Annotated in this window: 13 protein-coding genes; 6 read left to right on the forward strand and 7 right to left on the reverse strand. The window is 70.4% G+C overall.

Features of this window, described 5'->3' with window-relative positions; translation table 11 throughout:
* Positions 1-11: 11 nt before the first annotated feature.
* A complete protein-coding gene (gene glpX / locus ACFYM0_RS18885) occupies positions 12-1043 on the reverse strand; it encodes a class II fructose-bisphosphatase (RefSeq protein ID WP_243335787.1) in 1032 nt (343 codons plus the stop codon).
* A gap of 211 nt (positions 1044-1254) precedes the next feature.
* On the opposite strand from glpX, the gene ACFYM0_RS18890 reads away from it, so the two are divergent.
* Positions 1255-1773, forward strand: coding sequence for a DUF4245 domain-containing protein (locus ACFYM0_RS18890; RefSeq protein ID WP_388503032.1), 519 nt, complete (start codon positions 1255-1257; stop codon positions 1771-1773).
* A gap of 106 nt (positions 1774-1879) precedes the next feature.
* Here ACFYM0_RS18890 and ACFYM0_RS18895 read toward each other — a convergent pair whose 3' ends face one another.
* The 4 genes from ACFYM0_RS18895 to ACFYM0_RS18910 form a co-directional block, all read right to left on the reverse strand.
* Positions 1880-2470, reverse strand: a complete 591-nt coding sequence (locus ACFYM0_RS18895; protein WP_388502626.1) for a malonic semialdehyde reductase — start codon at positions 2468-2470, stop codon at positions 1880-1882.
* Positions 2471-2566: 96 nt separating this feature from the next.
* Positions 2567-2794: an exodeoxyribonuclease VII small subunit gene (locus ACFYM0_RS18900; RefSeq protein WP_250742764.1), complete on the reverse strand. Its 228-nt coding sequence runs from the start codon at positions 2792-2794 to the stop codon at positions 2567-2569.
* A gap of 79 nt (positions 2795-2873) precedes the next feature.
* The gene (gene xseA, locus ACFYM0_RS18905) at positions 2874-4097 is read right to left on the reverse strand and encodes an exodeoxyribonuclease VII large subunit (protein WP_388502629.1); all 1224 of its coding nucleotides are present in this window, start codon (positions 4095-4097) and stop codon (positions 2874-2876) included.
* A gap of 9 nt (positions 4098-4106) precedes the next feature.
* Positions 4107-5555 (reverse strand): APC family permease, encoded by a 1449-nt coding sequence (locus ACFYM0_RS18910; RefSeq protein ID WP_388502631.1) that lies wholly within the window; start codon positions 5553-5555, stop codon positions 4107-4109.
* Between the two features lie 87 nt (positions 5556-5642).
* On the opposite strand from ACFYM0_RS18910, the gene ACFYM0_RS18915 reads away from it, so the two are divergent.
* Positions 5643-6683 (forward strand): 4-hydroxy-3-methylbut-2-enyl diphosphate reductase, encoded by a 1041-nt coding sequence (locus ACFYM0_RS18915; RefSeq protein WP_388502633.1) that lies wholly within the window; start codon positions 5643-5645, stop codon positions 6681-6683.
* A 49-nt stretch (positions 6684-6732) separates the two neighbouring features.
* Entirely contained in the window at positions 6733-7482 is a 750-nt protein-coding gene (gene ppgK, locus ACFYM0_RS18920; protein ID WP_388502636.1) for a polyphosphate--glucose phosphotransferase, read from the forward strand.
* Positions 7483-7572: 90 nt separating this feature from the next.
* On the opposite strand, the gene ACFYM0_RS18925 is transcribed toward ppgK, so the two are convergent.
* Entirely contained in the window at positions 7573-8052 is a 480-nt protein-coding gene (locus ACFYM0_RS18925) for a DUF6542 domain-containing protein (protein ID WP_388502637.1), read from the reverse strand.
* A 134-nt stretch (positions 8053-8186) separates the two neighbouring features.
* Between ACFYM0_RS18925 and ychF the strand changes: the two genes are divergently transcribed.
* On the forward strand, positions 8187-9275 hold the full coding sequence (ychF, locus tag ACFYM0_RS18930; RefSeq protein WP_388502639.1) for a redox-regulated ATPase YchF: 1089 nt from the start codon (positions 8187-8189) through the stop codon (positions 9273-9275).
* 87 nt (positions 9276-9362) lie between these two features.
* On the opposite strand, the gene ACFYM0_RS18935 is transcribed toward ychF, so the two are convergent.
* Positions 9363-10331 (reverse strand): hypothetical protein, encoded by a 969-nt coding sequence (locus tag ACFYM0_RS18935; protein ID WP_388502641.1) that lies wholly within the window; start codon positions 10329-10331, stop codon positions 9363-9365.
* Between the two features lie 21 nt (positions 10332-10352).
* Here ACFYM0_RS18935 and ACFYM0_RS18940 point away from each other — a divergent pair, with 21 nt between their 5' ends.
* Together ACFYM0_RS18940 and ACFYM0_RS18945 are read left to right on the forward strand one after the other, a co-directional pair.
* Positions 10353-11582, forward strand: a complete 1230-nt coding sequence (locus ACFYM0_RS18940) for a CapA family protein (protein ID WP_388502644.1) — start codon at positions 10353-10355, stop codon at positions 11580-11582.
* A 143-nt stretch (positions 11583-11725) separates the two neighbouring features.
* Positions 11726-13990 (forward strand): HAMP domain-containing protein, encoded by a 2265-nt coding sequence (locus ACFYM0_RS18945; RefSeq protein WP_388502646.1) that lies wholly within the window; start codon positions 11726-11728, stop codon positions 13988-13990.
* Positions 13991-13993 lie beyond the last annotated feature (3 nt).

The raw sequence follows: 13993 nt of genomic DNA on the forward strand, positions 1-13993 counted from the left end.
CCGCCCGTGGCCTACTTGGCGCGGTCGAAGTCGATCGCGCTGTACGCGCGGAGCTTCGAGAGGCGGTGGGTCGAGTCGATCTGCCGGATCGTGCCCGACTTCGAGCGCATGACCAGCGAGGAGGTCGTCGCGGTCTCCGAGCGGTAGTGGACGCCGCGCAGCAGCTCGCCGTCGGTGATGCCGGTGGCGACGAAGAACACGTTGTCGCCGGAGACCAGGTCGTCCGTGAACAGGACGCGGTCCAGGTCGTGGCCCGCGTCGATCGCCTTCTGGCGCTCGGCCTCGTCCTTGGGCCACAGCTTGCCCTGGATGGTGCCGCCCATGCACTTGATCGCGCAGGCCGAGATGATGCCCTCGGGGGTGCCGCCGATGCCGAGCAGCAGGTCGATGCCGCTGTCCTCCGTGACGGCCAGCACCGAGCCGGCGACGTCGCCGTCGGAGATGAACTTGATGCGCGCGCCGGTCTCGCGGATCTCCTTGACGATGCCCTCGTGGCGGGGGCGGTCGAGGATGATCACGGTGACGTCTTCCACGGCCATGTTCTTGGCCTTGGCGACGCGGCGGATGTTGACGGAGACCGGGGCGTTGATGTCGACGAAGTCGGCGGCCTCGGGACCGGTGACCAGCTTCTCCATGTAGAAGACCGCGGACGGGTCGAACATGGTGCCGCGGTCGGCGGCCGCCAGAACGGCGATGGCGTTCGGCATGCCCTTGGCGTTCAGGGTGGTGCCGTCGATGGGGTCCACGGCGATGTCGACCTCGGCACCGGTGCCGTCGCCGACCCGCTCGCCGTTGAAGAGCATCGGGGCTTCGTCCTTCTCGCCCTCGCCGATGACGACGACGCCGTTCATCGAAACGGTGGAGATCAGGGTGCGCATCGCGTTGACGGCAGCGCCGTCGGCGCCGAGCTTGTCACCGCGTCCGACCCAGCGGCCCGCGGCCATGGCGGCGGCCTCGGTGACCCGTACGAGTTCCAGGGCGAGGTTGCGGTCGGGTGCCTCCGGAGAGACTTCGAGCTGGGGCGGCAGGTTGTGCTCGGTCATCGGAGCGCACCTTTCTGTACGGCGACGGCCGGGAGTGAGGGTCCCTGGACTCTATCGGTACGTCGACATATTGAGCAGACCGGGTCACGTATGAGCGCCATATCGGTCAGCCGATTGTCCTGAGCGGACATCTTGCGCCGCCCGTGGCGCGCCATTGCGACCCCGGCGGTGATCGCCCGGAGCCATGCGGGACGATGGTGTCGTGGCAGGTATGAAGGGCAAGCAGACGGTCGTGGACATGGTCCGGTCGCTGGCGGTGATCGGGCTCGTGGTCGGGGGGATCTATTTGGTCATCCCACATGACGAGAAGGCCGATCCGACGAACGTGGTCGACTACCGCGTCGAAAGCCTCACGGCCCGGCGCGCGGCCCCGTACCCCGTGGCGGTGCCCGTCGGGCTGCCGCCGGAGTGGCGGGCGACCTCCGTCGGGTACGCGCGCAAGGAGGCCAGCGCCTGGCACCTGGGCTTCCTGGACCCGGCACAGCAGTACGTGGCGGTGGAGCAGTCCGCGGACGCCACGGACAAGTACATCGGGAAGGTCACCCGGAAGGCGCAGGCCACCGGGGAGACCCAGCAGGTCGGGGACCAGGTCTGGGAGCGCTGGGACGGCGAGAAGTACGACGCCCTCGTGCGCAAGGAGCAGGGCTACGTCACGGTCGTGACCGGGACGGCCTCCTTCGAGCAGCTCGGCGCGATGGCCGCGGCGCTGGAGTTCAAGCAGGGCTCGTAGGGCACGACGCAGTACGACGCAGTACGACGCAGTACGACGCGAAAAGGCCGCGCCCCCGGGATTCCGGGGAGCGCGGCCTTTTCGTTCACCGCCTGCGGGGCCGGCCTCAGACGGTCGTGATGACCTGGTCGAACTCCAGGCGCGGGGAGCGCGGGAACCAGGCGTCCTCGCCCGGCTTGCCGATGTTGATCACCATCAGCGGGGTGTGGTCGTCGTCCAGGAACTCCTTCTGGAGGCCGGCGAAGTCCAGACCGGTCATCGGGCCGGCGGCCAGGCCGGCGGCGCGGACGCCGATGATGAAGTACGCGGCCTGCAGCGCGGAGTTGACCAGCGCGGACTGCTCGCGGACCGGGCGCGCGGAGAAGAAGGCGTCCTTGGCCTGCGGGAAGTGGGGGAGCAGCTGCGGGAGCTCCTCGTGGAACTCGTTGTCCGCGGACAGGATCGCGACCAGCGGGGCGGCGGCGGTCTTGGCCTGGTTGCCCTCGGCCATGTGCTTCACGAGGCGCTCGCGGGCCTCGGGAGAGCGGACCAGGGTGATGCGCAGCGGCGTCTGGTTGAAGGCGGTCGGGCCGTACTTCACCAGGTCGTAGATCGCCTGGACCTGCTCCTCGGTCACCGGCTCGTCGGAGAACGTGTTGGCGGTGCGGGCCTCACGGAAGAGGAGGTCCTGAGCGGCGGCGTCGAGAACGAGAGACATCGGAAAGCCTTCTTCTGTACGGGACTGAAGCGATGCCCAGAGACTACGACGAAAGTAGATGAAAATTCAACTAAATCTGTTTCCGGGTGAGCGGGATCACTCCCCGCCGGCCCCCTCGGCCGCCTCGCGCGCCGCCAGCGCCGAGTCCAGCCGGGCGCGGGCCCCCTCCAGCCAGTGGCGGCACACCTTCGCGAGCTCCTCGCCGCGCTCCCAGAGTGCGAGGGAGTCCTCCAGCGAGGTGCCGCCGGCCTCCAGCTTGCGGACGACCTCGATCAGCTCGTCCCGGGCCTGCTCGTACCCCAGCGCCGTATCGGTCTCTGCCATTCCCGCTCCCACCTTAACTGTGTAGTACACCGAAATTTGTTGCGGCAGTGTGAAGCGATCTGCCGGTCAAGCGACCTGCCTACGAGGGCCCTTCGGCCGAGGCGACCCGCACCGAGAACTCTCCCTCCGCCACCCGCGCCCGCAGCACATCGCCCGCCGACACGTCCTCGGGCGAGCGCACCACGTGCCCGTCGCCCCGCTGGAGCACTGCGTACCCGCGCTCCAGCGTGGCCGCCGGGGACAGTGCCACCACGCGGGCGAGCGTGTGCGCCAGCTCCGAATCGGCCCGGTCCAGCAAGTGCCCCAGGGTCCGGCGGCCGCGCGCCAGCAGCGCGTCCACCTCCGCCTCCCGGGTCTCCACCATCCGCTGGGGATGGACGAAGACCGGCCGCGCGAGCGCATGCGCGAGCCCCCGCTCCTCCCGGTCGAGCAGCCCGCGCACGGCGCGCAGCCCCCGGCCCTGCAGCTGGCGCACCCGCTCCAGCTCCTCGCCGACGTCCGGGACCACCTTCTTCGCCGCGTCCGTGGGCGTGGACGCCCGCAGGTCCGCGACCAGGTCCAGCAGCGGGGAGTCGGGCTCGTGCCCGATCGCCGAGACCACCGGCGTACGGGCCGCCGCGACGGTCCGTACGACCTCCTCGTCGGAGAAGGGCAGCAGATCCTCCACGCTGCCGCCGCCGCGGGCCACGATGATCACGTCCACCTCGGGCATGGAGTCCAGCTCCTTGACCGCCTGGATCACCTGGGGCACCGCGTGCACCCCCTGGACCGCGACGTTGCGGACCTCGAAGCGGACCGCCGGCCACCTGCGCCGGGCGTTCTCCAGGACGTCGCGCTCGGCCGCCGAGGCACGACCCACCACCAGCCCGATCAGCTGCGGCAGGAACGGCAGCGGCTTCTTGCGGTCCAGCGCGAAAAGCCCCTCGGAAGCGAGGGAGCGCTTGAGCCGCTCCAGCCGGGCGAGGAGCTCGCCGATGCCGACGGGCCGTATCTCGGTGGCCCGCAGGGACAGCTGCCCGCGCGGGGCGTACCACTCGGGCTTGGCGAGCACGACCACGCGCGCGCCCTCCGTCACGGAGTCCGCGACCTCGTCGAAGACCTGCCGGAAGCAGGTCACGCTGAGGGAGATGTCGTGCGAGGGATCGCGCAGCGTCAGGAAGACCACCCCCGCTCCCGGCCGCCGCGAGAGCTGCGTGATCTGCCCTTCCACCCACACCTGACCGAGCTTGTCGATCCAGCCCCCGATGAGCCGGGACACCTGACCGACCGGCAGCGGCGCGTCAGCCGACGAATTCAGACCCATGCACGCAGGCTAACCGCCTGCGCCGACACCGGCGTCGGGCCGGGAGCCCTGATCCTGCCCGCGCCGCCCGCGCTGGGCCACCAGCACGCACAGGCCCGCCAGCAGCCACACCGCCCCCACCAGTTGCGCCGTCCGCGAGGCCTCGACGATCACCGTGATGGTCACGGCGGCGCCGAGGACCGGGATCACCAGGTGCTTGAACCAGTTCGGAGCCCCCTCGCGGCGCTTGACCACGAACCAGCCGACCACCGAGGCGTGCAGCAGCGTGAACGCCACCAGCGCCCCGATGTCCACCACCGAGACCAGGTGGTCCAGCCCGTCGTCCCGCCGGGCCGCCCACACGGCCGCGATCAGGGTGACCGTCGCCGCCAGCAGCAGGGCCGGGCGCGGGGTCCCGTGCGAGGTGTGGGAGAGCACGCGGGGCAGCCGCCGCTCGCGGGCCATCGCGAAGAGCAGCCGGCCGGCCGCGGCCTGTCCGGCCAGCGCGGCGAAGGCGGCCCCGATGGCCTTGCTGACGGCGACCAGGTCGTGCAGCCACATGCCCACGGAGGCTTCGACGGTCGTGTAGAAGGCCGGGCCCTGCTTCGCCGGGTCGGCCGCCAGCTCCGCCGCCGAGAGGGGACTCAGGAGGGCCGCCAGATAGGTCTGGGCGATGAACAGCACGCCGGTCAGCGCCAGGCAGAACAGCACCGCCCGGGCCACCTTCGCGCTGCCTCCGGTGACCTCCTCGGCGAAGGAGGCGATGGCGTCGAAGCCCAGGTAGGACAGGACCGCGACCGAGACCGCGCCGAGCACGGCGGCCGTGGAGAACCCGCCGAGCGAGCCGTCCCCGGTGAAGGGGGAGAGCCAGGCGCGGTGCTCCGCGCCCCGGACCAGCACGGTCACCGCCGAGACCAGGAACACCAGCAGGACCGCGATCTCCATGGCCAGCACGGCGAAGCCCACGCGGGCGGCGGCCCGTACGCCCCACAGGTTGAGCAGGGTCGTCACGACCACGGCCAGGGCCGTCCACACCCACCGGGAGACCTCCGGGACCAGGGCGTTCATGGCGATGCCGGAGAAGAGGTAGGCGACCGCCGGGATCAGCAGGTAGTCGAGCATCGCCATCCAGCCGGCGATCAGCCCGGGACCCTCGCCGAGGCCCTTGCGGGCGTACGTGAACACGGAGCCGGCCTGCGGGGCCACGCGCACCATCTGCGCGTAGGAGAAGGCCGTGAAGGCCATCGCCACCGTCGCGACGAGGTAGACGAGGGCGACGGCACCGTGCGATTTGGCGTCGAGGGTGCCGAAGACGCCGACCGGGGCCATGGGGGCGATGAAGAGCAGCCCGTAGACCACCAGGTCCCGGAATCCGAGACTGCGGCGCAGCGAGGTGCCCGGCGCGGCGGACGGGCCGCCGGAGGGACCGGACGGACCGGGCGGGCCGGGCGGCGTGCTGGGATCCGTCGCGGACGCCATCTTTCCTCCGGGGGTAAGGCAGGTGCGGATGTTCGACCCAGTTTGTGCCGAACGGGCGACCCCCGGCCTGCTGGACACCCCCGTACGATGGAGCCCATGACTGCTGACGCCCCCGCTCCCGCATCCCGCCGCGTTCTCCTGGCCGCCCCGCGCGGCTACTGCGCGGGCGTGGACCGAGCCGTGATCGCCGTCGAGAAGGCCCTCGAACAGTACGGCGCGCCGGTCTACGTGCGGCACGAGATCGTCCACAACAAGTACGTCGTGCAGACCCTGGAGCGGAAGGGAGCCATCTTCGTCGAGCGGACGGAGGAGGTCCCCGAGGGGTCCATCGTGATGTTCTCCGCGCACGGCGTGGCCCCCGTGGTCCACGAGGAGGCGGCGCGCGGCAAGCTCGCGACGATCGACGCGACCTGCCCGCTGGTCACCAAGGTCCACAAGGAAGCGATCCGCTACGCGAACGAGGACTTCGACATCCTCCTCATCGGCCACGAGGGCCACGAGGAGGTCATCGGCACCTCCGGCGAGGCCCCGGACCACATCACCATCGTGGACGGCCCGCACGACGTCGAGAAGGTCACCGTCCGCGACGAGTCGAAGGTCGTCTGGCTGTCGCAGACCACCCTCTCCGTCGACGAGACGATGGAGACGGTCGACGCCCTGAAGACCAAGTTCCCGCTGCTCGTCTCGCCGCCCAGCGACGACATCTGCTATGCCACCTCGAACCGCCAGGAGGCGGTCAAGGTGATGGGCAAGGACTGCGACCTCGTCATCGTCGTCGGCTCCAAGAACTCCTCGAACTCGATCCGCCTCGTCGAGGTCGCCCTCGACGCCGGCGCGCAGGCCTCGTACCTCGTGGACTTCGCCAGCGAGATCGACGAGGCCTGGCTGGAGGGCGTCACCACCGTCGGTCTGACCTCGGGCGCCTCGGTGCCGGAGGTGCTGGTCGAAGAGGTGCTGGAGTGGCTGGCCGCGCGCGGGTACGCGGACGTGGAGATCGTCAAGACGGCCGAGGAGTCCATCGTCTTCTCCCTGCCCAAGGAACTGCGCCGCGACCTGCGCGCGGAGGCGGCGGAGCTCGTGGCGGCGCCGGGCGCGGGTGCGGGCCCGGCTTCGGGCGTACAGAAGTAGGCATCTCCTCGGCAGGGCGCTCCGGCGGGACTTTTCGTACGGTGAGTCCATGGAGATCTTCGGCGTGGACATCGGCGGTTCCGGGATCAAGGGCGCTCCTGTGGACCTGGACCGTGGCGACCTGGCGCAGGCGCGCCACAAGGTGCTGACACCGCAGCCGGCCACCCCCGACGGGGTGGCCGGCTGCGTCGTCGAGGTGGTGCGCCACTTCGGCTGGGAGGGCCCGGTGGGGGTCACCTTCCCGGGGGTGGTCACGGGCGGGGTGACCCGGTCGGCGGCCAACATGGACAAGGCCTGGGTCGGGGTGGACACGGCGGCGCTGCTCTCCTCGCGCCTGGACGGCTGCCCGGTGACGGTCCTGAACGACGCGGACGCGGCCGGGGTCGCGGAGATGGCCTACGGGGCGGGGCGCGGGGTCGACGGCACCGTCATCCTGCTCACGCTGGGCACCGGGATCGGCAGCGCGCTCTTCACGGGCGGACGGCTGGTGCCCAACACCGAGCTCGGCCACCTGGAACTGAAGGGCCACGATGCGGAGACGCGGGCCTCGGTGAAGGCGAAGGAGGACGGGGAGCTGACCTGGGAGCACTGGGCGCGCCGGGTGGGGAAGTACCTGGCGCACGTGGAGATGCTCTTCTCCCCGGACCTCTTCATCATCGGCGGCGGCGTGAGCCGAAAGCCGGAGAAGTTCCTGCCGCTGATCGAGGGCGTCCGGGCGCGGATCGTGCCGGCGGAGCTGCAGAACAACGCGGGCATCGTGGGCGCGGCGATGGCGGCGCGCTCGGCTGCGCAGCAGTAGCCGCAGGCCCGGGCCCCCGCAGGGCCCCGGGCCGCCGGGCTCATGCGACCGCCGGGCTCAGACGACGCCGGGCTCAGGCGACCGCCGGGCTCAGGCGATACGGCGGGGCATCCGGCGGCGGCCGATGAGGACGGCCTTGCGCACCACCGCGATCAGCGCCGCCACGAGCGTGCCCGCGTACAGCCAGCCGGCGTGCAGGGACAGCGCGGACACCAGCCCCATCACCTCGCCGGCGAACCCGCCGGAGCCGCCCGACACGGGCCACACTCCGGCGGCGAAGGCGATCGGGGCGGTGATGGGCGCGGTGATCAGGTCGGCGGGCCGTACCCACAGGGCGGTGGCGGCCGCGACCGGCAGGAAGAACAGGCCGTAGACGAACAGCGAGGCGTCGAACAGCAGCCAGTCGAGGCCGCCGATCAGGAACATCGCGGCGCAGGCGAAGAGCCCGCCGCCGAGCCCGGTCAGCCGGGGCCGCGGCAGCCGGCGCACCGGCGTCGGCCCTCGCTGGGGGGTCCGCTCGGCAGACCGCTCCGCCGGGTGACGTACCGTACGCGCCTTGTATCGCTCCACCCTCCAAAACTAGGCGGGGAAGCAGCCGATCGTGTGCCCGGACACGCGTACATCCGGGCCCCCTCATCGGAAAGTAAACTGTCCGATGGCCCACTCCGGGCCGCCGCCCCCTCCAGCTACGGGAAGTCGCCAACGTGTCGCTCACGATCGGAATCGTCGGCCTGCCGAATGTCGGCAAGTCGACCCTGTTCAACGCCCTGACCAAGAACGACGTGCTGGCGGCCAACTACCCGTTCGCCACGATCGAGCCGAACGTCGGCGTCGTCGGCGTTCCGGACGTCCGCCTCGGCGTCCTGGCCGGCATCTTCGGCTCCGCCAAGCTCCTCCCGGCGACGGTCGACTTCGTCGACATCGCGGGCATCGTGCGCGGTGCGTCGGAGGGCGAGGGCCTCGGCAACAAGTTCCTCGCGAACATCCGCGAGTCGGACGCGATCTGCCAGGTCATCCGCGCCTTCAAAGACGAGAACGTCGTCCACGTCGACGGCAAGGTCTCGCCGAAGGACGACATCGAGACCATCAACACCGAGCTCATCCTCGCGGACCTCCAGTCCATCGAGAAGGCGGTGCCCCGTCTGACGAAGGAGTCCCGCCTCCAGAAGGAGAAGGTCGCGGTCCTCGCGGCCGTCGAGAAGGCCGTGAAGATCCTCGAAGCGGGCGACACCCTCTTCTCGCACGGCATCACGAAGGGCACGGAGCAGGGTGACCTCCTCCACGAGCTGCACCTGCTCACGGTCAAGCCGTTCCTCTACGTCTTCAACGTGGACGAGGACGAGCTGACGGACGACGCCTTCAAGGCCGAGCAGAGCGCGCTGGTGGCCCCGGCCGAGGCGATCTTCCTGAACGCCAAGCTCGAGGCGGAGCTCATCGAGCTCGACGACGACGAGGCGCTCGAGCTCCTCCAGTCGGTCGGCCAGGAGGAGCCCGGCATGGCCACCCTCGGCCGCGTCGGCTTCGCCACCCTGGGCCTGCAGACCTACCTGACGGCCGGCCCGAAGGAAACCCGCGCCTGGACCATCAAGAAGGGCGCCACCGCCCCCGAGGCCGCCGGTGTGATCCACACCGACTTCCAGCGCGGCTTCATCAAGGCGGAGATCATCTCCTTCGAGGACCTGGTCGCCTGCGGCTCGGTCGCCGAGGCCCGTTCCAAGGGCAAGGCCCGCATGGAGGGCAAGGACTACGTCATGCAGGACGGCGACGTGGTCGAGTTCCGCTTCAACGTCTGAGTGGTCCGAAGGGGCCGGCTCCTACGTGAGCCGGCCCCTTCGGTGTGCGGTCACTGCGGTCAAACCAGTCAAATCCGGTCGAGACGGTCAAGATTTCGACCAGCGCTTGGTGAGAACCGTTATGGCTTCCGTCACATCGTCGAGGCGGCTGTCGTCCGTCCTTATCACCCTCGCGAGTTCAATGTGGAGAAAACGCAGCTTTTCCTCGGCCGCCACTTGGCCCTGCTCGTTCGAGGTTCCGGACAGTTTGCATTTCCGGACATTGGCCCGGCAGACCTCCAGGCCCTCGTCGGTCAGCGCCGCCGACAGGGTCCTGGCCTCGGACACCGCGCGGTCCCCGGCCCCGGTCGAGACCACGGCGTCGAATTCGGGGAAGGACTCGTTGGCGAACCCGTGCAGCTGCACGCCCGGCAGACCGCGCTCCATCAGCTCCTCGATCACCTTGTGGAACACCGAGTCCGTGCGGTGCGCCACATCGGCGGAGTCCCCTTCGCCGGCGGTCCGGTGGGCGCCGGCCAGCACCATCACCCCGCCGGGCGCCCCGCGCAGCACGCGGGCGCCGAGCCGCTCGGTCTCCTGGTCGGCGACGGGGTGGGGGACCTGCACGCTCCAGGTCAGCGGGACGCCCAGGTTGACGTACACCCGGCCCCAGCCGCGGTTCGCCGAGCCCGAAGAGCCCGCCGCGTCCGCGACCTCGGCGTAGTCGCGGCCGCTGACGGTGTCCGTGAACGACTGCACGGTGAAATCGACCTCGGCCAGCCGCTTGCGCGCCGCCTCCTCCTTGCCGTCGAGGAGGAGGGCGACACCCTGCGTGACCGTCCGGCGCTCGGTCGCGGTGGGGATCCGGTAGCCCCCCCGCTCGCCGAATCCCTGGGTGAATGCCGTAATCCGCTTTTCCAGGTCGACCCCCGGGGCAGCCGAAGGTCTGGAATTCACCTGCATTTCGCCCGATGGTTGCCCTGCGGAGAGCGTGAAATACGCCACAATCGCGGCCATGATGGCCACCGCGCACAGAGTTGCCTTAATCGTTATACGTTTCGCGAGGAACGGAGTCATGATCGGATAAAGATAGACCGAGTGAAGATATCCGCCTCTCTCGTCACGCTCCGCACCGGAGCGCTCACCCTGCTCCTGTCGACAGCCCTCACCGGCTGTGGACTCCTCGGAGACGGGGGATCCGGTGGTGATGCCAAGGGTCGTCTGTCCACGGGGTCCGGTGGGCGTTCTTTCACCGTGGCCGCGGCCGGTGACGTTCTCATCCACCCCGAGCTGACCGCTCAGGCCGAGCAGGATGCCAAGGCCAAGGGCAAGGCCGGCATGGACTTCGGACAGATCATGGCCGGGGTGAAGCCCGTCATCAGCAAGGCCGACCTGGCGATCTGCCACATGGAGCCCGTGCTGGGCAAGCCGGAGGGGCCCTTCCAGAGCTTCCCGGACTTCATCGCGCCGCCGCAGGTCACCACGACCCTCAAGGACCTCGGGTACGACACCTGCTCGACCGCGTCGAACCACGTGCTCGACCACGGTGAGGGCGGTGTCAAGAACACCCTCGACGCCCTCGACAAGGCGGGGCTCAAGCACACCGGCTCCGCCCGCAGCCAGGCGGAGGCCGCCAAGCCGCTGATCATGGACGTCAAGGGCGTCAAGGTCGCGCAGATCTCCTTCGCCGGCGGGTTCAACGGCCGTCAGGTGCCCGCGGACAAGCCGTGGCTGGCCAACAAGACCTCGCTGGACGCCATCTCGGCCGCCGAGAAGGCCGCCCGGGCCGCCGGCGCCGAGGTCGTCATCCTCAGCATCCACTGGGGCACGGAACACCAGCCCGCCCCGAACTCGCTCCAGCTGAGCCTCGCCAAGAAGGTCGCCGAGAAGACCGGCATCAACCTGGTCATCGGCCACCACGCCCACGTCGTCCAGCCCATGGAGAAGGTCGGCGACATCTGGGTCGCGTACGGGCTCGGCAACCAGCTCGCCCGGCACGAGGTGCCCAGCGGGCTGTCCGAGGAAGGCGTCATCGGCTGGTTCGAATTCGCCGAGAAGAACGGCAAGTGGGACGTCAAGGCCCGGTACGTCCCCACCTTCGTGGAGCTGCCGCCGGAACTGGAAGTCTCCGACCCCGCGGTCAAGCTGCCCGACACCGGACAGGTCAAGGACCACAGGCTGATCGAGCTCGCCACCGCGCTGAAGAACGACAGCGGGCTCTCGGCCGAACGGCGTGCCCGCTACCAGCTCGCGTACGAACGCACCCAGGGCACCTTGCTCAACCGGGGCGGCGGCAAGGACGGACTGGCGCCGCTGACGAACCGCTAGGACCCGGGCGAACGCAGTCCGCCCGCCGGACGTGTCGCCCAGCGAACCCGCACCCGCACCCGCACCCCGCACCCGCACCCACAGGAGTCCCGTTGTCCGCGTCGCGCACGAAGCGGCGGCAGAAGGCCCGCCGAAGGGCTGACATGTCGCTGCTGGGCGGCATCCGGCCGCCCATCGCCGCGCTGTCCGCGCTGCTGCTCGCCCTTGCCGCGCTCACCGCATTCCACCTCGGCAAGGTGGGCAATGAGTCCGTCCCCGAGGCGGTCCGCACGTCCCAGCAGTACTTCGCGGAGGACGGCGCCATCGCGATGCGGGCTTCGCTGGACGAGTCGATCACCGACATCTCCCGCACCGCCACCCTCTTCAACGCGGGCGCCCCGGTCTCCGCCGACACGGTGCTCGACAAGCTCGGCAACGTCTACCAGAAGTGGCGCGGCACCGCCGTCATCGAGGTCAAGTCGGGACGGCTGGAGGCCCAGCGCGGCGAGAACGTGCCGCTGAAGGCCATCGACCACACCAAGCTCGCCGAGGCCAACGGCCTCGTCCCGCGCATGGTGCGGCTGGAGAACGGCGAGACCCGCCTGCTCACCTTCGCCGTGCTGTCCTGGCCCGGCCAGCCCCAGAAACTGCTCGTCGCCTCGAGCAGCCTGAGGTTCCCCGGCGTCAGCCTCGGCAAGTTCCGGGCCATCGCCGTCACCGACCCCACCGGACAGATCCTCAGCAGCGACGGCATCGCCAACGACGAGCAGATCCAGTCCGAGGACGTCAAGGAAGACACCGAGCAGGCCCGCAAGCAGCTCAAGAAGTACGCCAAGATCGCCGCGAGGAAGACCAAGGCGAACCCGCTGACCACCAAGGAGCCCGGCGGGGGCGGCTTCCGCGGTGTCAGCGGCAGCCTGCTCGGCTCCTCCAACGGCGGTGAGCGGACCGTCGTCGGCTACGCGAGCCTGACCGGCCCCGAGGCGGGCAAGGGCACCGCCGCCACCGCCCTCGGGCTGACGGTCATCTCCCTCATCAGCGTCACCGAGGACCGGGCCTCCCTCGTCGACCCCTTCTTCGGGATCGTCGCCGCGGCCGTCCTGCTCGTCATCGGCCTCCTCGCCGTCTCCCTCCTCATCGGCACCGTGCAGAAGCCGCTGCTCCAGCTCTTCCTGGAGAGCCGCCGGCTCAGCCGCGGCGACCTGAACCGTCCGGTCAACCGGCCCAAGTACGGTGAGGCCGCCCGCATCGGCACCGCCCTGGAGCGGCTGCGCCGCCAGCTGCTCGGCGAGTCCTCCGAGGACCAGAAGGCACACAGCCCCGGCCGCGGCCGCGGCCGGATCGGTGCCCGCGCCCTTCTCGCCACCTGCGGCGCGCTCCTGCTGCTGTGGTCCGCGCCCCTGGTGCTGCTGCTCAACCGGGCCGGCGACTCCGTCGGCGTACCGCAGACGATCGTCCAGGACCAGCGCGAACGCACCGACACCCTCGCCGACCGGGTCCGCCGCGCCCTCAACGAGGGGCACACGGACCTCGCCTCCGTGGGCTCGCTGATCGGCCCGGCCACCACCCCCGCCGAGATGACCGGCATCCTGGAACGCACCCTCACCCAGCATGGCCGCTACGAGTCCCTGTACGTCCTCCAGGCGGACGGCACCATCACCGCCAAGGTCGGGGCCGAGCCCCGGCGCCCGCACGGCAAGGCACCCGCCGTCGACGCGCCCGTGGCACTGCTCGAATCCGGCAACGCGCCGGTCATCGTCGAGTTCGCCGCGGCCCCCGGCATCAAGGGCGCGTCCGTGGTCGGAGAGCTGCGCATCGACTTCCTCAACTCCCTGCTCAAGCGTCCCGGCCTGGGCGAGATCCGGGTGATCGACGAGAAGCAGCGCATCATCGGCGGCAACAACGGCTACCTGGCCTTCTCGCAGCTGCCCAACGACAGCCTGCGGGCGCTGGTGGCCGGCACCAACCAGAAGGTCGGCAAGGGCCCGCGCCCCAGCAGCGTCGTGCTGCGCAACGACGACCAGGACATCACCATCGCCGCCGCGGTCCCGATGGCCGGCGGCGGCGCCGCCAAGCCGCTCACCTGGACCGTGGTCAGCTGGCAGCCCGCCAAGGGCCTGGCCATCCCCGAGTACAACCTGCAGAACCGCACGGTGCTGGCCGGCCTGCTCGGCCTCACGGCCGCCCTGGTCTGTCTCGGCTGGCTCCAGATCGTGGTGGTCCAGGCGCTGCGCGAACTCGCGCGGCGGGCCGAAGCCCTGGCGGACGGCGACCGCCGCACCGTCCTCTACCCGCGCCACCACGACGAGGTCGGCGCCGTCACCCGCAGCCTGGAAGTCATCAGGCAGCAGCTCCAGGAACTGCGCAAGCGGGAAGCCACCAGCACCGCCGGCCGGTCCGGCCAGGCTGCCAAGGCCGGAAGGAACTGACCC

It is taken from the genome of Streptomyces sp. NPDC006487, from assembly GCF_042870555.1.
Taxonomy (GTDB): domain Bacteria; phylum Actinomycetota; class Actinomycetes; order Streptomycetales; family Streptomycetaceae; genus Streptomyces.